This is a genomic window from Yersinia rohdei ATCC 43380 (assembly GCF_000173775.1).
GTDB classification, from domain to species: Bacteria; Pseudomonadota; Gammaproteobacteria; order Enterobacterales; family Enterobacteriaceae; genus Yersinia; species Yersinia rohdei.
This window is the reverse complement of sequence record NZ_ACCD01000008.1, coordinates 1-22,798: the sequence shown is the minus strand read 5'-3', so window position 1 is coordinate 22,798 and position 22,798 is coordinate 1. Positions and strand designations below refer to the sequence as shown.

Here is a 22,798-nt window from a genome sequence, read left to right as displayed (position 1 = left end):
CGTAATCGGCGCAGAAAATTATCCTACATAAGTGGAAAAGACCCAGAATATTCAAAGAAGCTCTGAGGAACGTAATTATTGATCTTCTTTTCATAGCAATATTCTATTATCTGCCGCTTGCTGGTCACTCCGGCTTTATCATAGATTTTTTGGATAATATTACTGACAGTTCTGGATGATAAATGGAGCTTCTTCGCAATTTCACTACTTGAAAAAGCATGTAAAACATAAAATAACACCTCCCATTCTCTTTTAGTAAATGATTCTGATGGCGGAGTAAATATCAGTGAGGTGGGAACTTTTATTTTATTTAGCTGAGTTAAGATTATATCCTCTACTTGTCTGGCATGAAAAATAAGACCTTGGGATACACCATTTTTATCTATTAATGGATATTTATCACAAAAATAAGGTTGGAAATAAGTTCGTTTTTCAAATGCATGTATTTCAATAGTTGTAGCACGCTCTTTAGATAATAGAGCTTGGCGATCATGCTCCTGAAACTCCGACTGAAACTCTGCTGTTGGTGCGGGCAGCTCCCCATCTAATCGCCCTTCCACATTAAATTTATCAGGCAAACCTAATAATGTACCAAATCTATCATTTGCGTAGATAAATGTTGATTTATTATCCTTAACGCCCCAAGCCTCTGAACTGTTCTCCCAAAATGGGATTAATATCCTCAGTGAGCTTAGCAGTGATTGCTTCATATTCTTATCCTCTTAATTTAGCGGGAATGAGCCTGAGTATTCAAAGAAACTTTGTGGAACGTAATTATTGATCTTCTTTTCATAGCAATACTCTATTATCTGCCGCTTGCTGGTTACTCCGGCTTTCCCATAGATTTTTTGGATAATATTACTGATAGTTCTGGATGATAAATGGAGCTTCTTCGCAATCTCACTACTTGAAAAGGCATGTAAAATGTAAAACAGCACTTCCCATTCTCTTTTGGTAAATAAATCTGATGGGGGAGTGAATATCAGTGAGGTGGGGACTTTTATTTTATTTAAATGAGTTAATATTATATCTTCCACCGGCCTGACATGGAAAATAGTACCTTGAGACACCCCATACTCATCTATTAATGGGTATTTATCACAAAATTTTGGTTGGAAATAAGAATGTCTATACCACTTATGTATTTCAGCAGAGGTTATGCGATCCTGTGATAACTCAACCTGGCGATCATGCGCCTGAAACTCAGCCTGAAACGCTGATATAGGCGTAGGAAGTTCGCCATCTAGTCGCCCTTCCATATCATATTTATCAGGTAAAGCTAATAGTTTACGATGTTCATTATTGGAATATACAAATCTGGATTGATTATCTTTGACTCCCCAAGGTTCTAAGCTTTTCTCCCAAAACCTTATTAACATTCCAAGTGAATTTAATACCGTTTTTTCCATTATATTTATCTCCTTAACTTAAAATTTCCTTATTTTTCTAGTAATGGCACACCCGCTATAATCTAGGAATCTACTGGGCCATATCTCTTGAGGAGATATACCAATAGCTTCCGCTATAATCATTTCACCTTTTGGCCATGGGCGTGTTAGTGCATTAGATAATGTGCCAGAGGATAGTCCATTATCTCTTGATAAAGCAGAGAGAGAGCCTTTCTTCTTTCGAATCGCAGCCAAAATCTCTTGTCTATGCCAATCTTTATTCATTTTATTTACTCCTATATGTTGTAATAGTAAAGAAATATAATATGCATTAGGTTTAATAATTAGCATACTGCTACAATTGATGTTGAGCGTTACGTTATTAAATAACTATCAATATCTATCGTCTAGTGTATTACTTACTCTATTTATTCTGATACTTTCGCATTGGCGTTTTAAATATATACATTTGAAAATAATCTATTGATGATAAAGCTGTAGCATTGTTATTAAAATAATGTTTGAGAAATAAGGTTTTTTAGTTCTGCTCTGGCGGAGGGGGTGACCATAGGCTGTGATGGCTATTATTTAGATAAGTAATAATACTTGTATATTGTATTTTATAAGAAATAGCACAATACTATTTCGTAAAAATTTCGTATTTTTATTTAATCTAATAGAAAAATATTGCTCTGATATTAAATAAAATGTTCTGGCATAAATTAATTTAATAATCCAGTGACAGATATAGGCTAAATACCCGCTTATCTGTTATCGATAAACGGGTCAATATAATGTATTAGTTAACGCCATCATTCCCTGCGTCGACAGGCAAGACCATGTAAGTCCCAGAAAATACGGCACCAACATCTTCATCACCAAATAAATTCACGTCAAGTTGTACTCTGGCACGGCGGCCACGCGCCAATCTATCCAGATCACCACTAAGAGAGCTCAGCTCAGCAACCGCTCTTGGTCGCCCGGTCACTGGCGCACTGTAGCGAATATGGGCATCAGCAAGAATAATGGTACCGCCAAGCTGGCGCTCACGTAGTAACAACCAAATCAACCCCCACCCCGTCAGAGTCGCCAATGAAAAAAGGCTGCCTGCAAATAATGTATGATGTGGGTTCTGATTACCCGCTTCCGGCATGGTTGTGACAAAACGTTGGCCCGTATATTGGCTGATGCGCACTCCCATTTTTTCACTGAGCGGGATATGATCGTACCAAGCTTGTTGCAGTTGCCCGCACCAGTCAGGGCGGTGCAGAATGTCGTCCAGCGTCACAACCGGTTTGATCATTAAGAAGTGGCGCACTGGTGTGGTCTGCGGGGCTGTTATCTCCCCCTGACTGACAAAACCTAGCTTGGCGAAGAAATCGACGGCATCTTCACGCGCGCTACATACTACCCGCTTCACTCCTTCCTGGCGTGCTACCGACTCGAGCGTCATCGCCACCAGCGTCCCTAGCCCTTTTGCACGAACTGAGGGGTCGACCGCCAGAAAACGAATAGCAGCCTCATTATCGGCATTAATATACAGCCGACCAATAGCAACAGGTTTACCCTGTTCATCTACAACCATTTGATGGTGGGCCATCGCGTCGTAGGCATCTTTCTCTGAACCCGCCGGTTGGTGCAACGGCTTGCGTAACATTTCCCAACGAAACTGATAATAATCTTTGAGTTCTTGTTCTGTTATGGGCACACGCAAGTGATACATAGGGGAATTCTCTCTTTAAAATCATCAATAAAATCTATGGCATAGCCCTCAATTTGAGGCAATATTCTTCAGCTAGACCTGCAACCAAAATGTCACCGGGCCATCGTTTACCAGACTGACTTTCATCTCTGCTGCAAAAAGTCCCGTTTCAGTTTTTACACCACGCTCACGACACAGGGCAACAAAATACTGATAAAGCCGATCCGCTTCTGCGGGTACCGCCCCACGGGAAAAACTCGGTCTCATGCCTTTTTGGGTATCAGCAACCAGTGTAAATTGTGAAACCACCAGCACACTGCCCCCAACCTGTTGCACATTGAGATTCATTTTGTCGTTTTCATCGCCAAAAATCCGGTATCCCAGAACTTTGTCACATAAACGTTGGGCTTTTTGCTCGGTATCCTCTTGTTCAACACCGAGTAATATCAACAACCCAGGGCCAATCTCGCCAACAACATTCCCATCAACTACCACATTGGCGCTCAGCGCCCGTTGAATCAACGCAATCATAATGCCTTACATCTCCTGACTCTGGCTTTCCTTAGCGCTGGGTGTATGGCGCTGTGCACGATATTCGCCCAAGGTGACCGTAATCTCAGCCCCCAGCAAAACAATGCACCAACTCCAGTAGACCCAAAGGAATAAAATGGGGATAACAGCCAGCACCCCGTAGATCAACTGATAAGAAGGAAACAGGGTGATATACATCGTGAACCCTTTCTTACCTAGCTCAAAAAACAATGCGGCGACCAGTGCGCCGATAACTGCATCTTTGGCCGGCACTCTTGCCGTGGGCACCACCATGTACAATAACCAAAACGAGACCCAAGATATCAGCAATGGAAATAGCCGTAATAATTCATCAATCATGCTGTCTACTTGGGCGTTTGCCAGCCACTGTAATGAGAGCAGATAGGAGCTGATAACCATGCTGGCTCCCACCAGAATGGGCCCCAATGTCAGCACCATCCAATAGACTGCAAATGAAAATACCAGTGAGCGCTGGGTTTTACTGCGCCAAATAATATTAAGAACTGAGTCCACAGAGTAAATCAGCAATAGTGCGGTGACAATCAAACCACAGGTGCCCACCACAGTCATCCGATTGGAATTCTCGACAAACTGCTCGAGATAGTTTTGGATAATATCGCCAGTCGCTGGCATAAAATTGGCAAATATGAAGGCTTTTAATTTGATGCTGATATCAGAAAAGGTTGGAAATGCCGCGAACAGAGCAAAAATCACAGTTATCAAGGGCACCAGAGAAAGCAACGATACATATGCTAAATGCCCAGCCAGCATTGTTAACCCGTCTTTATCAATTCGGGTATATAACATGCGCCCAAAAGTGAGACAGGGCCTAAACCGTGGAGATAAATGAAAACGTAAAAAACTCGCCATGTTCGCCTCTCAGTCAACACGAAGCCAGCGTGATTAGGGTTAGCAACGCTAAGGCTAACCCATTAATGATTTGAGCAAGAAAGAATCAGGAAAAATAAGCAGGAATAACCTTTCGGTCTGTGACATGAATGGCGGTAATGCCCTCAATTCGGGCCGCAACAATATTGGCTTCAACGTCATCAAAGAACACGGCCTGTTCTGCCGGAATGTTTTCCGCACTCAGTACATGTTGATAAATTCTGGCTTCCGGCTTGCGCATTCCCAAATCTTGGGACAAATACATATGGTCAGCCGCAGCGGCAACTTCTGGGTAATGTTGTGGCCAGTGATTACAATGCAGCCGGTTAGTATTGGAGAGTACCACGACTCGATGGCCTTCCTCACGTAACCGTTTCATTATGGTGATAACTTCCGGGCGCAATGCAACAAATACCGCCTGCCAACCTTCGGCAAACTGTTCAAAACTCAAAGATAACCCCATCTCATCACTGAGTTGATGCGCAAAGTCTTCATCGCTGATTTCACCGCGCTCATGTTGCTGGAAGACCTCTCCCATGCTAAAGCGCTCACTCAATGTTGCCAAAGGCACACTGCTTAATTTACTCCAAACACCCAATACTCGTTTGAAGTCGATATCAACAATCACATTCCCTAGATCAAAGATATACAGCATAGCGCTCTCCCAATTAGATGGTGAGTTTTACTGTAACGGGAAAAAAGAAAACTGAACAGCGAGAGGAAGCAAAAGGAGGGGTTGGTCAGAAAAAATAATTTTACCGAGGGAAATTTAACCGCTTCAATCTGGCAAAAATCATCCTCAAAGGCATTGGAGTTGCAGCAAGGCAGCCAGTGAATGAGTCCCAATGAGCTTACACATGTAAGTGATTTGGGTGAGTGAGCGCAGCTAACACAGTTGCAGCTTCAAGGACGCAGAGGATTGGGGGGGATAAAGAACTCAGGGCGCCTTGAGCGCCCTAAGTATCAGCAGAACAAAGAAGAATTAACCTTCTTTAGGACCACGACCTGCACGCTTACGATCGTTTTCCGTCAAATGACGTTTACGGATACGGATCGATTGCGGGGTAACTTCAACCAATTCATCATCATCGATGAATTCCAGAGCCTGTTCCAGAGTTTTCTTCAGGAAAGGAACCAGGGTGGTTGCTTCGTCAGTACCTGATGCACGCATGTTGGTCAATTGCTTACCAGTCAAGCAGTTTACAGTCAGGTCGTTAGAACGTGAGTGAATACCGATAATCTGGCCTTCATACACTTCAGTACCATGACCGATGAACAACTTGCCGCGGTCTTGCAGTTTGAACAAGGCGAACGCTACAGCTTTACCCTGACCATTGGAGATCAATACGCCATTTTGACGTTGGCCGATCTCACCTGGACGCACATCATCATAGTGACTGAATGTGGAGTACAGCAGGCCTGTACCAGAAGTCATAGTCATGAATTCTGTACGGAAGCCAATCAGACCACGGCTTGGGATCATATAATCCAGGCGAATACGACCTTTGCCGTCTGGAACCATGTCCTTCACGTCGCCTTTACGCTCACCCATGGCTTGCATTACTGCGCCCTGGTGCTGTTCTTCGATATCCAAAGTTACGCTTTCAAATGGTTCTTGATTGCGACCGTCGATAATACGGTTGATAACTTTAGGACGAGATACAGCCAGTTCGAAACCTTCGCGACGCATGTTTTCGATCAGAACCGACAGGTGAAGTTCACCACGGCCTGATACGCGGAATGCATCAGCATCTTCAGTTTCTTCAACACGCAGTGCTACGTTATGAATCAGTTCTTTGTTCAGACGGTCAAGAATCTGACGTGAAGTCACATACTTACCTTCTTTACCACAGAACGGAGAGGTGTTAACGCAGAAATACATGGTAACGGTTGGTTCATCAACTGACAGTGCTGGCAATGCTTCAACAGCATTTACGTCACAGATAGTGTCAGAGATGTTCAACTCGCCCAGACCAGTGATAGCCACGATGTCGCCAGCTTCAGCCAGTGTAGTTTCGATACGTTCCAGACCCATATGGCCCAGTACTTTACCGACTTTACCGTTGCGGGTCTTACCTTCGCTGTCGATGATAGTCACTTGCTGGTTAGGTTTAACAACACCACGTTTGATGCGACCGATACCGATAACACCTACATAGTTGTTGTAATCCAGCTGGGAGATTTGCATCTGCAGCGGGCCAGTGCTGTCTACGTCTGGCGCAGGCACATGGTCAATAATTGCTTGATACAGCGGGGTCATGTCTGCCGCCATATCATTGTGGTCTTCACCGGCAATACCCATCAATGCAGATGCATAAATGATAGGGAAGTCCAGTTGTTCGTCAGTTGCATCCAGGTTTACGAACAGGTCGAATACCTGATCAACAACCCAGTCAGGGCGTGCGCCAGGACGGTCAACTTTGTTGATAACCACGATTGGTTTCAGACCATGAGCAAACGCTTTTTTGGTCACGAAACGGGTCTGCGGCATCGGGCCATCCATTGCGTCGACGACCAGCAGCACAGAGTCAACCATAGACATTACACGCTCAACCTCACCGCCGAAATCGGCGTGTCCTGGGGTATCCACGATGTTGATGCGGTAGTCTTTCCAATTAATGGCGGTATTTTTCGCGAGGATGGTTATCCCACGCTCTTTCTCCAAATCGTTGGAGTCCATTACACGTTCAGTTGCTTCAGTACGTTCACCGAAAGTACCAGATTGTTGTAGCAACTTATCAACCAGGGTAGTTTTCCCATGGTCAACGTGCGCAATAATGGCGATGTTACGCAGATTCTCGATCACAGCTTTTTTGCCTCAGGCATTTAGAAATAGCGCGCTATTGTACACGTAATAAGCGAGGGACTAAACAAGATCACAAAATTCTCTTATAAACAACCTAACGGCGGCTAGTTTGTGATCCCATTCACGGTGCAAAAATAGCCTTTCGGCCCCTTTTTGCACCAATACAGTGCTCAACGGCGCAAATGAAGCACCAAAATAGTGCAATATAACTATCCTGGTGCATACTGAATATCAGCAGACCCCTATGATATGGCATAAATGGGGGGTTTGGAAAGTTGGCATAGATTTCGCAATGTATTTTAGCATGAATCGCCAGCACGAATAACAGTACGAAATAAAAAGTCACAAGTTTGCTGTTTTGAGTAGAGCACTATTGCAGGTAAAAAGGTTTTTAACGCCACAGGTTGTTGAAATAAGAAATTTTTACCGGCAACAATGCCAGAACACCATAAACCTCAGTAATATACGGTAATCGTTCCACGACGACGACTATGACAAATCCGGGAGATATAAGTATGTCCGCTGAACATGTTTTGACGATGCTGAATGAGCACGAAGTGAAATTCGTTGATTTGCGTTTCACCGATACTAAAGGAAAAGAACAGCACATCACGATTCCTGCTCATCAGGTCAACGCTGACTTCTTCGAAGAAGGCAAAATGTTTGATGGCTCCTCGATTGGTGGCTGGAAAGGCATTAACGAATCCGACATGGTACTGATGCCAGACGCCAGCACTGCTGTTATGGATCCGTTCTTCGAAGACTCAACACTGATTATCCGTTGTGACATCCTCGAGCCAGGCACCATGCAAGGTTATGACCGCGACCCACGTTCTATCTCTAAACGTGCTGAAGACTTCCTGAGATCTTCTGGCATTGCAGATACCGTGCTGTTCGGGCCTGAGCCAGAATTCTTCCTGTTTGACGACGTACGTTTTGGTAGCAGCATCCGCGGCTCCCATGTCTCTATCGATGATATCGAAGGCGCCTGGAACTCCAGCACCAAATACGATGGCGGCAACAAAGGCCACCGCCCTGCAGTAAAAGGCGGTTACTTCCCGGTTCCTCCTGTCGACTCTTCACAGGATCTGCGTTCTACCATGTGTTTGACCATGGAAGAAATGGGCCTGGTAGTTGAAGCGCATCACCATGAAGTTGCAACAGCAGGCCAGAACGAAGTGGCTACCCGCTTCAATACTATGACCAAGAAAGCTGACGAAATTCAGATTTACAAATATGTCGTGCATAACGTGGCACACGCCTTCGGTAAGACCGCAACCTTTATGCCAAAACCTATGTTTGGTGATAACGGTTCTGGCATGCACTGCCATATGTCCTTGTCCAAAAACGGGACTAACCTGTTCGCAGGTGACAAATACGCTGGCCTGTCTGAAATGGCGCTGTTCTACATTGGCGGCATCATCAAGCATGCAAAAGCGATTAACGCCTTGGCAAACCCAACGACTAACTCCTACAAGCGTTTAGTCCCAGGCTACGAAGCACCGGTCATGCTGGCATACTCTGCTCGTAACCGTTCAGCTTCTATCCGTATTCCAGTAGTTGCCAGCCCGAAAGCCCGTCGTATTGAAGCGCGCTTCCCGGATCCAGCGGCTAACCCATACCTGTGCTTCGCAGCATTGCTGATGGCCGGCCTTGATGGCGTTATCAACAAGATTCACCCAGGTGATGCGATGGACAAAAACCTGTATGACTTGCCACCGGAAGAAGAAGCAGAGATTCCAAAAGTTGCAGGTTCTCTGGACGAAGCATTGGTTGCTCTGAGCGAAGACCGCGAGTTCCTGACCCGTGGTGGCGTGTTCACTGACGATGCTATCGATGCTTACATCGACCTGCGTAAAGAAGAAATGGACCGCGTGCGTATGACTCCGCACCCAGTCGAGTTTGAACTGTATTACAGCGTTTAATTTTAATTAGCCGTTTTTTTGTTGCCGTGGAAACTTTTGGCCCATCTCACGATGGGCTTTTTTCTCCACTTTTCATTTTTGCCACAATTCCTTCTGATTTCGCTGCGGCTGAACACATTAGGATATACCCAACATCACTGGATTTGCAGGTAGGATACCAATACACTGTAATTTCAATTAGATAGGGTATTAATGCACCAACAGTGTGCAGGAGTCTGCATGATGGCAACAGGCACGCTGCCCGATGCTGGGCAGATCCTCAACTCTCTCATTAATAGCATTTTGCTATTAGATGACACTCTGGCTATTCATTACGCCAATCCCGCTGCTCAGCAACTTCTGGCGCAAAGCTCTCGTAAACTTTTTGGTACACCGCTGCCCGATTTATTAGGCTATTTTTCTCTAAATATTGTTCTGATGAGAGAAAGCCTGGCGTCTGGACAAGGTTTTACCGATAACGAAGTTACATTAGTGGTCGATGGTCGGGCGCATATTTTATCGCTGACCGCACAATCATTGCCGGACGGTTTTATCTTGCTGGAAATGGCACCGATGGATAATCAACGTCGGTTAAGCCAAGAGCAATTACAGCATGCACAGCAAGTTGCAGCCCGTGATTTAGTGCGGGGATTAGCACACGAAATTAAGAACCCATTAGGCGGTTTACGTGGCGCGGCACAATTGTTGTCAAAAGCGCTGCCTGATCCAGCATTGCTGGAATATACCAAAGTAATTATCGAACAAGCTGACCGTCTGCGTAATTTGGTTGACCGTCTTTTAGGCCCACAGCGGCCCGGCCAACATGTTACACAAAGCATTCATCAGGTTGCTGAACGCGTTTGCCAGTTAGTTTCGCTAGAAAAACCGGATAATGTGACGTTAATCCGTGACTATGATCCCAGCCTACCCGAGCTGGCGCATGATCCTGACCAAATTGAACAAGTGATGCTTAATATCACCCGCAATGCATTACAAGCTTTGGGTGAAGCTGGCGGCACCATTACGCTGCGTACCCGTACAGCATTTCAGATAACACTGCATGGCATGCGCTACCGTCTGGCGGCTCGAATTGATATTGAAGACGATGGCCCCGGCGTGCCGACGCAATTGCAAGATACCGTGTTCTACCCGATGGTAAGTGGTCGCGAAGGGGGGACTGGGCTGGGCTTATCTATTGCCCGTAACCTTATCGACCAGCATTCGGGTAAAATTGAATTTAACAGTTGGCCGGGACATACCGAATTCTCGGTTTACCTGCCTATTCGCCAGTGAGGTTTCTATGCAACGAGGGATAGTCTGGATCGTCGATGACGATAGCTCCATCCGCTGGGTGCTTGAGCGCGCACTGACTGGAGCGGGCCTAAACTGTGTCACATTCGACAGCGGCAATCAGGTATTGGATGCATTGGCAACGCAAACTCCAGATGTGTTGTTATCCGATATCCGTATGCCTGGCATGGATGGATTAACACTGCTGAAACAGATTAAACAGCGCCACCCCATGCTCCCGGTCATCATAATGACCGCGCATTCTGATTTAGACGCGGCAGTTAGCGCCTATCAGCAAGGGGCGTTTGATTATCTGCCGAAACCTTTTGATATTGACGAAGCCGTCGCGCTAGTTGAGCGGGCTATCAGCCATTATCAGGAGCAACAGCAACCGGCTCGAACCCAACCGGCCAGTGACCCAGTCGCAGATATCATCGGCGAAGCGCCAGCCATGCAGGATGTTTTCCGCATTATTGGCCGATTGTCGCGATCCTCAATCAGTGTGCTTATTAATGGGGAATCGGGCACCGGTAAGGAATTGGTGGCCCATGCGCTGCATCGCCATAGTCCTCGCGCCAAAGCGCCTTTTATCGCACTGAATATGGCGGCCATTCCCAAAGACTTAATTGAGTCTGAGCTGTTTGGCCACGAAAAAGGGGCTTTTACAGGTGCCAATCAAGTGCGTCAGGGCCGCTTTGAACAAGCGGATGGCGGCACTCTGTTTTTAGATGAAATCGGTGATATGCCGCTGGATGTGCAAACCCGTCTGCTACGCGTGTTGGCTGATGGGCAGTTTTATCGCGTTGGCGGATATGCCCCGGTAAAAGTGGACGTGCGCATTATTGCCGCCACCCACCAGAATCTTGAAATGCGCGTGCAGGAAGGCAAATTCCGTGAGGATTTATTCCATCGTCTGAATGTGATTCGAGTGCATTTACCGCCGCTGCGCGAACGTCGTGAAGATATTCCGCGTTTAGCTCGCTACTTCTTGCAAGTGGCGGCTAAAGAGTTGGGGGTGGAAGCCAAGAATTTGCATCCTGAAACGGAAGTCGCGCTAACTCGCCTGCCTTGGCAAGGTAATGTGCGCCAACTGGAAAACACCTGTCGCTGGCTGACCGTCATGGCCGCCGGGCAGGAAGTGCTGATTCAGGATTTACCTTCTGAGCTGTTTGAAACCAATATTCCGGATGCATCCGGCCAGCGGGCACCTGATAGCTGGGCAACATTGCTGGCGCAGTGGGCTGATCGCGCCCTACGTTCTGGCCATCAGGACTTGTTGTCAGAAGCACAACCCGAAATGGAACGCACGCTGTTAACCACCGCATTACGCCACACTCAAGGCCATAAACAGGAAGCTGCACGTCTGTTGGGCTGGGGCCGTAATACACTAACGCGTAAGTTGAAAGAGTTAGGAATGGAATAAGCGCCTGCTCGGCAAACAGCAAAAAACCCGGCCACGGTTTTCATTCCAGCCGGGTTTTTTATTAAATCACACGAGAAAATTGCTGCCGACGCGCCTGTTTACGTAAATAAATATCGAAACACATACAGATATTACGAATGAGTAAACGCCCGCGTGGCGTCACACGAATACTTTGGTCATCCCGCTCCACCAGCCCATCTTGCTCAAAAGGCGCCAGCAGCTCAAAATCCTCGGCAAAGTAATCTGCAAAACGAATACCATAATGCTGTTCAATCGGCTGGTAACTGATTTGGAAATTACAAATCAGTGTTTTAATCACGTCGCGACGCAAACAATCATCTTCGGTCATGGTCAGCCCACGCCACAGTGCATTGCCACGTTGTTCAACCACGGCATAATACGTCTTCAAATCTTTTTCGTTCTGCGCATAGCTGTCACCTAACATGCTGATGGCAGAAACCCCCAAACCGAGTAAATCGCTCTCACCTTGGGTGGTGTAACCTTGGAAATTACGATGTAATTTGCCTGCGCGCTGCGCAATCGCGAGCTCATCATCTGGTCGGGCAAAATGATCCATACCAATAAACTGGTAGCCGGATTCAGTTAAGAAACTGATGGTGTGCTGCAAAATATCCAGCCGCTGTTCAGCACTGGGTAAATCAGCGTCTTTAATTTTACGCTGTGCCGCAAACAGAGTGGGTAAATGAGCGTAATTGAAGACACTCAGGCGATCTGGGTTGAGTTCAGCAACCCGCTTGAGGGTGAAAGCAAAGCTTTCTGGGGTCTGTTTCGGCAAACCATAAATCAAATCAATATTGGTGGAATTAAAACCAAGAGCCTTGGCACGGGCAATGAGTGCAAAGATAAAATCTTCATCTTGCTCACGGTTAACCAGCCGCTGCACTTCTTTATTGAAATCCTGCACCCCCATGCTTAGGCGGTTAAAGCCTTCCGCACGCAGATGATCAATAACATCCAGTTCAATTTCCCGCGGGTCAACTTCAATTGACTGCTCCGCACCGGGCAGAAAATCGAAATTCTCACGCAATAGATTCATCAGATGAGTAATTTGCGTTTTATTCAGATAGGTTGGCGTACCGCCGCCCCAATGCATCTGACTGACCTGACGCCCAGCAAACAAGGCCGCGCGCTGACGGATCTCTTTTTCCAACACCGCCAGATATTCATCAGCTTTATGTTGCTGGCGCGTCACTAGCTTATTACAGCCGCAGAAATAGCAAAGCTTATGGCAAAACGGGATATGCACATACAGCGACAAAGGGCGCTGTGGGTAACGTTTTACCGCCTGCTGAAAAGCAGATTCATTATAATCTTCACTAAATTCAAGGGCTGTAGGGTATGAGGTATAGCGCGGCCCTGAATAATTATATTTTTGAATGAGGGACAGATCCCAAACTATAGCGTGCTCAGACATGTTCATTCCTTCCGATATTTTCGCTTACCGGGCCGGTTAGGGGGCAGATGTTTTCGTTGTCTGGCCGCAGTAGCGCTGCGCAATCGTGACCTACGTTGCGACAGCCGCCATAGTTTACCCAATAACCACAATAGATAACATGTTAACAGTAGGGCTATTATTGGGATCACCCACTTCATGGTTTAAAACGTGTCTTTTGAATCAGTACGTTTCAGTAATTGCAGAATATCTTCCTGCTTTTCTTCTTTTTCCGCGTCGTCTTCATCGTCGCCCAATTCAATACCCAACTGCTCCATCAAGGCATCGATGCGGTCTAAGGTTAAATCAACATAAGCTTGGTCTTCTTTGCTCAATACTTCGTCGTTATCTAAACGATCCAGTAATGTATCCAGACGCTCATCGTTTTCCAGCTTAGTCAGCTCTTCTTCCGGCGTCAGACGTGGCTTGGCTTCGACTTTTACCACCGGCTTAGTGGTTGGCTTAGCTTTTACCTTGCTCTCCACCACCAGAGGCACAGGCACTTTACTGCCAATACGTGGGTCTTTCTCTTGGGTTTGGCTCTGGCCGGTTTTATTGCTGCCTTCTACATTGGTTCTCGCCCCTGAGCGATTGCCGCTGTGTCTCTTCTGACGTTTACGCTCGCGTGCTTCAATATCAAGCTCTACACGGGTCTTTTTATGGCGCTTTGGTGTTGCGGTGCCTTTCGGCCCTGCCGTATTGGCGCGTGGTGCTTTATTTGGTTGCTTCATAACCTGTGCTCTTAAATGAGTATGGGATCGGATTGAGTATATACCCGTCATCTTTCAAGTTGCAGAAGTGTTAGCCAGGTGCAATCACCCAAATCACTTACTTAGGTAAGCTAATAAGGATTCATTCACTGCGCCTTACTGTAATTTGAAATCTATTGGGCATAGGATTGGGCCGGAATCTAGCAGAAAGCAGAGAAAGAAAAAAGGCGGCAGATTAACCTGTCGCCTTTTTTCGCACCTTCTGCGGAAGGATATCCTTACAGCGCATCCTTGCACTTACATAACATCCTGGTTTCTCCCTCCTGCAACACGCTATCCTTGCCATCCCTTCAATCCTAAAGGCGACTCACCCGGCACTCCATCAACATCCTTTTATACCTTCGTCCTTATTCATCCCTGGCTCACAGTATATCCATTACATTCCTTAAGCATATTCCACTCCTCCTGAGTGATTAAGCTCCTTGCCAGCACATCCCGCACTGTTAAAACACCATCAGTTATTTGTTTTTATTAGAAAAATAAATAAAGAAAACTGACCGTTACTAATAGTAGCGTATTTTTAATCAAGGTTTTCTTAACAGTTCATAAATAATAAGCCATTAATGATGGTTGATAACCAACCGACATTTTCAGTTTCGTGTCAGCCGGGGCGATTGCATTAATTCTCTCAACAACGGCCAACAAACCCATCCCTGCCAAAGAGGATAAAAGATAAACCCCCTTTTTTCGCCCTGATGCAGTTATAATCGCTCCATATAAGTAAGTTCTCACGGAGACGACAAATTTTGACTATCAGAAACTATAACTATCACATGACTCATTTCGTCATCAGTGCTCCGGATATTCGCCATCTGCCACGTGATGAAGGTATTGAGGTCGCATTTGCTGGCCGCTCAAATGCAGGTAAATCGAGTGCCCTTAATACATTAACCAACCAGAAAGGTCTGGCCAGAACCAGTAAAACGCCGGGCCGTACTCAGTTGATCAACTTATTCGAAGTGGTTGAAGGTGTGCGCTTGGTCGACTTACCAGGATATGGTTATGCCGAAGTCCCTGAAGAGATGAAACTTAAGTGGCAGCGCGCCCTGGGCGAATATTTGCAGAAACGTAACTGTCTGAAAGGATTAGTTGTGTTGATGGACATCCGCCACCCACTGAAAGATTTAGATCAGCAGATGATTACTTGGGCTGTTGCCGTCGGCACCCCAGTGCTTTTATTACTGACTAAAGCCGATAAATTGGCTTCTGGCGCGCGCAAAGCTCAATTGAATATGGTGCGGGAAGCTATCATTCCATTTATGGGTGATATTCAGGTAGAAGCTTTCTCATCATTGAAAAAGATTGGTGTCGATAAGTTGCGGGAAAAACTGGATACCTGGTTTAGCGAAATCCCACCTGAAGTCATGATTGATGATTATGACGATGAAGGCGAATAAGTAACCACTAAAAACAGCCCGCAAGGGCTGTATCTCGGTACATCAAGCCCTTCCTGCCAGCAAAAGCCCAATAAAAAACGCCCCAGTCAATAAATGACTGGGGCGGCTAATATATAGCCAAATCCGATTACGTGAAGTAAAAGGTTTGAAAGATAGAACATCTTACCTCTGTACCCTACGAGCGTAACTCTACATCATTTTTTCGCGGGGCAAAAGAATTTTTTGTTGTATAGTTACACAAATTGTCACGATTCAGCGCACATCATTCCTGCATTATCGCCACTAAATGTAGCTTAATTACATAAAATGCTTTAATTCCCACCACTTACCCACACAACTAGTGGGCTTGTTCCCAATTATCGCCAACACCGACATCCACCTTCAATGGCACTGCCAGTTGCATGCTTTGCTCCATCAACTCACGAATCTTCTGCTCAGCACTTTCCAACACAGTTTCATGCACCTCAAACACCAATTCATCGTGCACCTGCATGATGACCCGCACCAAAGGTGCTGATTCTTGCTGTAACCAAGCATCTACAGCAATCATTGCGCGCTTAATAATATCGGCCGCAGTCCCTTGCATTGGCGCATTGATAGCCTCACGTTCCGCAGCTTTACGGCGATTGGCATTACGTGAATTGATATCCGGTAGATAGAGACGACGCCCATCCAGCGTGGTGACATAACCTTGATCCGCCGCTTGCTTACGCGTGCGCTCCATATATTCCAACACACCAGGATAGCGCTCAAAGTAAAGATCCATATAGCGCTGCGCTTCCCCACGGGGAATATTCAATTGGCGCGCCAAACCAAACGCACTCATACCATAAATCAAACCAAAGTTAATGGCCTTGGCGCTGCGGCGTTGTTCGGTAGTCACCCCTTCCAGTGGCAAACCGAAAACTTCAGCAGCTGTCGCGCGGTGAATATCTTTTCCAGCTGCAAATGCAGCCAGCAATCCTTTATCCTGCGATAGATGCGCCATGATGCGCAGCTCAATTTGTGAGTAGTCGGCGGCCATGATGCGGTAACCTTTGGGCGCAATAAAAGCCTGACGAATACGCCGCCCTTCTTCATTTCTCACTGGAATATTTTGTAGGTTAGGATCACGAGAGGATAAGCGCCCAGTCGCGGTGACGGCTTGATGATAAGACGTATGTACCCGGCCAGAAACCGGATTAATCATCAGCGGTAACTTATCGGTGTAAGTACTTTTCAGTTTCGCCAAACCACGATATTCAATAATGACCTTCGGCAGAGGATAATCCAGCGCTAACTCGGCCAGCACTTCTTCATTGGTAGACGCCGCGCCACCTGGAGTTTTCTTCAGAATAGGTAATTGTTGCTTTTCATACAAAATCACCTGTAACTGCTTAGGCGAGGCAAGATTGAACGGCTCTCCGGCTAATTCATGGGCTTGTTTTTCCAGCTCATCAAGACGAATAGCCAGCTCTTTCGAGTGCGCCGCTAAGATGTTTTGGTCAATCAATACACCGGTGCGCTCGATTCGAGACAAAATCGGCAACAGTGGCATTTCAATGTCCTGGAATACCCGCTTCAGGCCTTCACTCTGCTGTAATTTCGGCCACAAGACCAAATGCAATTGCAAGGTGACATCAGCATCTTCTGCTGCATAAGGCCCGGCTTGCTCTAATGCAATTTGGTTAAAGGTCAGTTGATTCTTACCCTTACCGGCTATCTCTTCAAACGTAATCGTTTTATGGTTGAGATAGCGCTCTGCCAAGCTGTCCATGTCATGTCGGCCCGCGACACTGTCTAAAACATAAGATTCCAGCATGGTATCGAAAGCAATACCACGCAGGTCAATGCCATAACGCGCTAACATACTTTGGTCAAACTTGAGGTTCTGCCCCACTTTAAGGGCTTTTTCGTCTTCCAACAGCGGTTTCAGTGTATCGAGAACCCATTGGCGATCAAGTTGTGCCGGCGCATCCAGATAATCATGAGCTAAGGGTAAATACGCTGCCTCACCCGGCGCAACAGCAAAGGAAAGGCCAATTAAATTACTGCTGAGGGTATCAAGCCCGTCAGTTTCAGTATCAAAAGCAAAAACTTCTGCTTTTTTAAGGCGCTCAATCCAATCAGCCAGAGTCTGCTCATCGAGGATAGTTTGATAATTGTCTTGTGATAGCACAGCCGTGACTTCAGCCGCAGCGGCTGGTTCTGTCGCCACAATATATTTGTTATTAGCCTGTGCTGTTGGCCGCTCTTTTTTACCTTCCAGCCATTTGCCGGCTTCAACATCCGCAAGCCAGCGCTTAAATTCATAACGGCTGAATAATTGATGCAGCTGCTCATCATCTGGTGGTGAGACGGTCAGTTCATCACAGGTTACATCCAATTCAACATCAGTTTTAATGGTGGCTAATTTATAGGAGAGATAGGCAACATCTTTATTCTGCTCTAACTTGGCGGACATAGTTTTGGCACCACGGAATGTCAGCGTGGCTATTTTATCCAAATTATTGAACAGCGCATCTAACCCACCCAATCCTTGTAATAAAGCCTGAGCCGTTTTCTCACCCACACCCGGTACGCCCGGAATATTGTCTGAGGAATCCCCCATTAAGGCCAGAAAATCGATAATTAACTCAGGAGGAACGCCATATTTTTCACAAACTTCCTGTGGCCCTAAAATAGCGTTATTCATTGTATTAATAAGAGTAATATTTGGCGTAACTAATTGCGCCATATCTTTATCGCCGGTACTGATTAATACCGCATGACCTGCTTTTTCAGCTTCTTGCGCCAGAGTTCCAATAACATCATCGGCCTCAACCCCGGAAACCGCTAATAAAGGCAGCCCCATCGCCTTAACCATTTGGTGAAGTGGCTCAATTTGAGCACGTAAATCATCAGGCATTGGCGGACGATGAGATTTATATTCGGCAAAAATTTCATCACGAAAAGTTTTGCCTTTAGCATCGAAAACTACGGCCACATGGCTTGGACGATATTGCAGCAACAGACTGCGCAACATGTTCAACACGCCATACATCGCGCCGGTTGGTTCGCCGCTGCCATTGGTTAGCGGCGGAAAGGCATGGTAAGCACGATAGAGGTAAGAGGAACCGTCAACGAGGATCAATGGGTTTTCTGCAATCTGGGCCATAGAGTTTCTTCATCTTTATTTAGCAAGGTCTAACACTAAGAATGCCATAGCTGGCAGCAAGAGACGAATCTTAGCGTCAATTCTTGTGCGAAAGAGAGCATTTTTGTCTAGGATCCGCAAGATCTAACCTGTGGATAAGTTTGTGCGTAAAAATGTGTGTTTTTTATATTCGTTGCCTGTCTCACAGATGGTTAATATTTTAAGTTATATTAATCAGCATGTTACAATTATTTATTTTCTATTTTTCTGTCATGATTTATTTATCTAAATTGTGGATATTACTTATTCAGCTGCTGACATAAGGTCAGTAAACTTAACTTATGCTAAATTTTTTACCCCCCAAATTCTTATTACTTATTCTCCCCTGACCTCCTCTTTTTGTATCATGAATATCGTGCCCTTACCCATCACTGAAATAGATAAATAAATCACAAACAACAGAGTGATAAATAAAAATCAAGTATTCAGCTATATGACTACGACTTAGATAATATGATGATTTTATAGCAAGAAGAGAAATAGAGTTGGAGCCATGCTGATATTGAATAAGTAAAAGAGGGGCGAACTACATCCTGCCCCTCTTTTATACTATTACTTTTGAGTTAGCAGGAACTTAACTACGTCCGCATACTCTTTAACATAGCTATCCATTGAACTGGTATCCATGCCGTCGTTTTTAATCATATATTTGCCATTAACAAACATGGCTGGCACACCACGTAATTGCAAATCTTCAGCTGCTTTTTGTTGCTGCACAACCAATGACTTAACCACAAAGCTATTTAATGCCGCATCATAATCTTCGCCACTTATTCCGGCTTTGATAAATACATTACGGATATCATCAGGAGTTTGTACTGTTTGTGTTTTCTGTACACCTTCAAACAGCAGTGGAGTAACTTTTTCCTCAACCCCTAACGCCATAGCCACAGCCCATGCTTGAGTCAATTGCTTGCCCAATGGGCCAAGGAATTCAACATGGTAACGGGTCATTTTGACCCCTTCTGGCAGCGCTTTTTTTACTGCCTGAGGAACATGATAAATTTCTTCAAACTGGTAGCAGTGCGGGCAATAGAAAGAGAAAAACTCTAATACCTGAGGCTCGCCAGTTACTGGTTTGTTTAACGTCTGATATTGGGTACCATCGGTAAATTGTGCAGCCGATGCACTGAATGCCATCACCATGCCAACAAGTGCTAACCATACATTTTTCATACTATAACAATCTCCATTATATTAGCTTTAGTACATTGGCATCAGCTGCAAAGGGGGTGCCTGCAACAGCTTAACCTGCTCTGTAAATGATGCAGTCTGCTGTAACCAAAAATCAGACTCCGCCATCCACGGAAAACTTTTCGGAAATGCCGGGTCTTGCCAACGTCTGGCGACCCATGCAAGGTAATAAACCATCCGCATCGCGCGTAAAGGTTCAATCAGTGCCAGTTCCCGCTGATCAAAATCAGCAAACTCACCATAGGCCTCAAGCAAGATATCTAACTGGATTAATTGCTCACGGCGATCCCCATGTAACAACATCCAAAGATCCTGAACCGCAGGGCCGTTTCTGGCATCATCCAAATCAACAAACATCGGCCCATCACGCCACAGAATATTACCTGGGTGACAATCACCATGTAACCGTAATGGTTGCCAATCGGTATGCCAATACTGCTTTATCGCACTTATGAGCAGGTCAGTGGCAGCCAGAAACTTATCCCGCTGTTTTGCTGGCACTAATTCACTGCTTGCCAGTAACTGACGCGGTTCGGTCAGGTATTCCTCAATCCCTATGGTTGGACGGGCAACAAAAAGGCTATCACGACCGACCTGATGGATTCGCCCCAGAAAACGGCCAACCCATTCTAATTGGTCGAGGTTATCTATCTCATACTGACGCCCGCCAACACTCGGAAAAATAGTAAAGAAAAAACCACCTTGAGTATGTAAGGTATGTCCGTTAAACGCCAATGGGGCAATAACCGGGATTTCCGACTCTGCCAAATCAATAGAAAACTGATGTTCCTCAATGATTTGCTCGCTGCTCCAGCGCTCAGGGCGATAAAACTTCACCACGTACCGCTTACGATCTTCATCCATAAACTGATAAACGCGGTTCTCATAACTATTTAACGCGGTTAACCCTGAATCCACTCGTAACCCGACGCCTTCAAGGACATCCATAATCAGGTCAGGAGACAACGTCTGAAAATTAAAAGCAGAGCTGTTCATAACAACACTCAGTCTATATAAGTGACAGCGGCGCGCTGAGAATAAGAAATAGTATCATCAAAGCCCTTATCATACGCAGACAGGAATATGACTAATCTTTAATGATGCCACGGGCACGCAATATGGCTGTTTTGAAGTCTTCTTCATAATCTTTTTTCAAACCAGGAATCACTTCTGTCGATGCTGAACCGCGCATTTTTAGATGATAAATAAGAATATCGTCGGTTAGCTCTGAAAAATCACCTTCAAAGCCGGCTTCAGCAGACAACTTTTGTAAAAACTGCACCAGATTTAAATCCGGCTCTTGCTGCCAGGCCGGGTGTAACAGCTCAATCAGTTCATTAACACGATGGCATTTCATAGCAAATGTATCCTATTCGAAAATATGCAGACAAAGTAACAGGGATAATCACACAGGGAAAGAGAGCCTATTGTCAATAAAAGTAAATCCTGACCCATTCCCCTATTTAAAGATACAATCGATCCGCTAGTTGAATACAACAGAGTGATAAAAATGCAGCCCAATATAACAGGCGTTATTCTTGCAGGAGGCCGTTCTTCCCGAATGGGGGGAAACGATAAAGGACTTATTCTTCTTCATGATAAACCGTTGTTTCAATATGTAATTGATAAATTAAAACCCCAGGTTAGCGATATCCTTATTAATGCTAATCGTAATCAGGATATCTATCAAGAAAGTGGCATTGCTGTCATTAACGATATCATTAGCGGCTTTGTAGGCCCGCTGGCGGGTATGCATGCAGGATTAAGCTATTCAGCTACAGAATGGGTTGTATTTGCTCCTTGCGATGTTCCAATGCTACCAGCCAATTTAGTTTCTCAACTTTGGCAAGGTAAGCAACAAGGGTTGGCGGCTTATGTTCACGATGGTGAGCGAGCGCATCCAACATTAGCTCTAATGCATGTTAGTTTGAAACCGCTACTTGCTGAATACCTGAAAAATGGCGATCGCAAACTTATGATATTTATGGAAAGTATCCACGCGAAGTCAGTGGTATTCAGTGGGCAAAGTGACAAATTCAGCAACCTCAATACCCCAGCAGATTGCGATTTATGGGAACAGACTGAAAAGGGGGAGTTATGAACCAAAAAGTACCACCATTATTAGGCATAGCTGCATACAGTGGCACAGGAAAAACAACATTACTAAAAAGCCTGATTCCATTGCTACAACAGCGCCAAATCCGGGTAGGTTTAATCAAACATACGCATCACAATATGGAAATTGATACACCTGGCAAAGACAGTTATGAATTACGCAAAGCTGGCGCATATCAAACCCTGGTTGCCAGTGATTGTCGTTGGGCACTAATGACCGAGACTCCAGAACAAAAGCCTTTGGATCTCCAGTATCTTGCTAGCAGGTTAGATGCCTCCACTATCGATTTAATCTTGGTTGAGGGTTTTAAACATGAGCCAATCAATAAGATAGCGCTCTATAGAGAGGCTGTGGGCAAACCTTTCGCTGGCTTGATTGATGAATATGTTATTGCTTTAGCAAGCGATAAACCAATAAATAGTGCAATAAAGCAATTAGACATTAATCAGCCAGAACAAATTGCAGGATTCATTGCTAGTTGGCTTCAAACTTCGTCTTCTAATGACTAACTTTTCTATAGATTGACACATTTTTCAGTGCTAATTGTGCAATTTGAGTGTGATGATAAACCGACATTATCAACGCCGAGTCAGCCGGGGCTGATTGGCCGATCGGTACTCTGACGGCTTACGCCACTCATTATTTTAAACCAACAGAGGCTCTTTCGGGGCATTTCGCCTCGAACCAACATGGGCCAGCCGCCTGAAAACGGGCTGTACTATTTGCCATATCCTGTTGCC

The 22,798-nt window shown here is 45.4% G+C and carries 20 protein-coding genes and 1 pseudogene; 6 read left to right on the top strand and 15 right to left on the bottom strand.

Annotated elements, in window-relative coordinates:
* Nucleotides 1-23: 23 nt before the first annotated feature.
* From YROHD0001_RS10425 to typA, 8 genes are all read right to left on the bottom strand, one after another.
* Complete coding sequence (locus YROHD0001_RS10425) at nucleotides 24-710, bottom strand: helix-turn-helix transcriptional regulator (protein WP_004714360.1); 687 nt, start codon at nucleotides 708-710, stop codon at nucleotides 24-26.
* A gap of 12 nt (nucleotides 711-722) precedes the next feature.
* Nucleotides 723-1,409 (bottom strand): helix-turn-helix transcriptional regulator, encoded by a 687-nt coding sequence (locus YROHD0001_RS10430; RefSeq protein WP_004714359.1) that lies wholly within the window; start codon nucleotides 1,407-1,409, stop codon nucleotides 723-725.
* 18 nt (nucleotides 1,410-1,427) lie between these two features.
* Nucleotides 1,428-1,673: a helix-turn-helix domain-containing protein gene (locus tag YROHD0001_RS0117740; RefSeq protein ID WP_032816682.1), complete on the bottom strand. Its 246-nt coding sequence runs from the start codon at nucleotides 1,671-1,673 to the stop codon at nucleotides 1,428-1,430.
* 514 nt (nucleotides 1,674-2,187) lie between these two features.
* Nucleotides 2,188-3,111, bottom strand: coding sequence for a fatty acid biosynthesis protein FabY (fabY, locus tag YROHD0001_RS10435; protein ID WP_004714358.1), 924 nt, complete (start codon nucleotides 3,109-3,111; stop codon nucleotides 2,188-2,190).
* Between the two features lie 72 nt (nucleotides 3,112-3,183).
* Nucleotides 3,184-3,621: a D-aminoacyl-tRNA deacylase gene (gene dtd / locus YROHD0001_RS10440; protein WP_004714357.1), complete on the bottom strand. Its 438-nt coding sequence runs from the start codon at nucleotides 3,619-3,621 to the stop codon at nucleotides 3,184-3,186.
* A 6-nt stretch (nucleotides 3,622-3,627) separates the two neighbouring features.
* Entirely contained in the window at nucleotides 3,628-4,512 is an 885-nt protein-coding gene (locus YROHD0001_RS10445; protein WP_032816681.1) for a virulence factor BrkB family protein, read from the bottom strand.
* An 85-nt stretch (nucleotides 4,513-4,597) separates the two neighbouring features.
* Nucleotides 4,598-5,185, bottom strand: coding sequence for a glucose-1-phosphatase (yihX, locus tag YROHD0001_RS10450; protein WP_004714355.1), 588 nt, complete (start codon nucleotides 5,183-5,185; stop codon nucleotides 4,598-4,600).
* Between the two features lie 327 nt (nucleotides 5,186-5,512).
* Nucleotides 5,513-7,336, bottom strand: coding sequence for a ribosome-dependent GTPase TypA (gene typA, locus YROHD0001_RS10455; protein ID WP_004714354.1), 1,824 nt, complete (start codon nucleotides 7,334-7,336; stop codon nucleotides 5,513-5,515).
* 515 nt (nucleotides 7,337-7,851) lie between these two features.
* Here typA and glnA point away from each other — a divergent pair.
* The 3 genes from glnA to glnG all read left to right on the top strand — a co-directional run bounded on the left by glnA (nucleotide 7,852) and on the right by glnG (nucleotide 11,953).
* A complete protein-coding gene (gene glnA, locus YROHD0001_RS10460; protein WP_004714353.1) occupies nucleotides 7,852-9,261 on the top strand; it encodes a glutamate--ammonia ligase in 1,410 nt (469 codons plus the stop codon).
* 222 nt (nucleotides 9,262-9,483) lie between these two features.
* Nucleotides 9,484-10,533, top strand: coding sequence for a nitrogen regulation protein NR(II) (glnL, locus tag YROHD0001_RS10465; RefSeq protein WP_032816730.1), 1,050 nt, complete (start codon nucleotides 9,484-9,486; stop codon nucleotides 10,531-10,533).
* A gap of 7 nt (nucleotides 10,534-10,540) precedes the next feature.
* Nucleotides 10,541-11,953 (top strand): nitrogen regulation protein NR(I), encoded by a 1,413-nt coding sequence (gene glnG / locus YROHD0001_RS10470; protein WP_004714351.1) that lies wholly within the window; start codon nucleotides 10,541-10,543, stop codon nucleotides 11,951-11,953.
* 61 nt (nucleotides 11,954-12,014) lie between these two features.
* Here glnG and hemN read toward each other — a convergent pair whose 3' ends face one another.
* Together hemN and yihI are read right to left on the bottom strand one after the other, a co-directional pair.
* A complete protein-coding gene (gene hemN, locus YROHD0001_RS10475) occupies nucleotides 12,015-13,388 on the bottom strand; it encodes an oxygen-independent coproporphyrinogen III oxidase (RefSeq protein WP_032816680.1) in 1,374 nt (457 codons plus the stop codon).
* 182 nt (nucleotides 13,389-13,570) lie between these two features.
* A complete protein-coding gene (yihI, locus tag YROHD0001_RS10480) occupies nucleotides 13,571-14,137 on the bottom strand; it encodes a Der GTPase-activating protein YihI (protein ID WP_004714349.1) in 567 nt (188 codons plus the stop codon).
* Between the two features lie 785 nt (nucleotides 14,138-14,922).
* On the opposite strand from yihI, the gene yihA reads away from it, so the two are divergent.
* Nucleotides 14,923-15,573: a ribosome biogenesis GTP-binding protein YihA/YsxC gene (gene yihA, locus YROHD0001_RS10485; RefSeq protein ID WP_032816678.1), complete on the top strand. Its 651-nt coding sequence runs from the start codon at nucleotides 14,923-14,925 to the stop codon at nucleotides 15,571-15,573.
* A 116-nt stretch (nucleotides 15,574-15,689) separates the two neighbouring features.
* Here yihA and spfP read toward each other — a convergent pair.
* From spfP to YROHD0001_RS10505, 5 genes and pseudogenes are all read right to left on the bottom strand, one after another.
* Nucleotides 15,690-15,734: pseudogene (gene spfP, locus YROHD0001_RS21035) on the bottom strand (small protein SpfP); the annotation flags it as partial.
* A gap of 176 nt (nucleotides 15,735-15,910) precedes the next feature.
* Nucleotides 15,911-18,709 carry a DNA polymerase I gene (gene polA / locus YROHD0001_RS10490; RefSeq protein WP_004714346.1) on the bottom strand — a complete coding sequence of 933 codons (2,799 nt, stop codon included), beginning with the start codon at nucleotides 18,707-18,709 and terminating at the stop codon, nucleotides 15,911-15,913.
* Nucleotides 18,710-19,300: 591 nt separating this feature from the next.
* The gene (gene dsbA / locus YROHD0001_RS10495; protein WP_032816676.1) at nucleotides 19,301-19,924 is read right to left on the bottom strand and encodes a thiol:disulfide interchange protein DsbA; all 624 of its coding nucleotides are present in this window, start codon (nucleotides 19,922-19,924) and stop codon (nucleotides 19,301-19,303) included.
* Nucleotides 19,925-19,951: 27 nt separating this feature from the next.
* Nucleotides 19,952-20,938: a serine/threonine protein kinase gene (locus tag YROHD0001_RS10500; protein WP_004714343.1), complete on the bottom strand. Its 987-nt coding sequence runs from the start codon at nucleotides 20,936-20,938 to the stop codon at nucleotides 19,952-19,954.
* A 91-nt stretch (nucleotides 20,939-21,029) separates the two neighbouring features.
* Nucleotides 21,030-21,299: a YihD family protein gene (locus YROHD0001_RS10505; RefSeq protein WP_004714342.1), complete on the bottom strand. Its 270-nt coding sequence runs from the start codon at nucleotides 21,297-21,299 to the stop codon at nucleotides 21,030-21,032.
* A gap of 153 nt (nucleotides 21,300-21,452) precedes the next feature.
* Between YROHD0001_RS10505 and mobA the strand changes: the two genes are divergently transcribed.
* On the top strand, nucleotides 21,453-22,043 hold the full coding sequence (gene mobA / locus YROHD0001_RS10510; protein ID WP_032816674.1) for a molybdenum cofactor guanylyltransferase MobA: 591 nt from the start codon (nucleotides 21,453-21,455) through the stop codon (nucleotides 22,041-22,043).
* Complete coding sequence (gene mobB, locus YROHD0001_RS10515; RefSeq protein WP_032816672.1) at nucleotides 22,040-22,567, top strand: molybdopterin-guanine dinucleotide biosynthesis protein MobB; 528 nt, start codon at nucleotides 22,040-22,042, stop codon at nucleotides 22,565-22,567. The genes mobA and mobB overlap by 4 nt, the downstream gene beginning before the upstream one ends.
* Nucleotides 22,568-22,798: the final 231 nt, after the last annotated feature.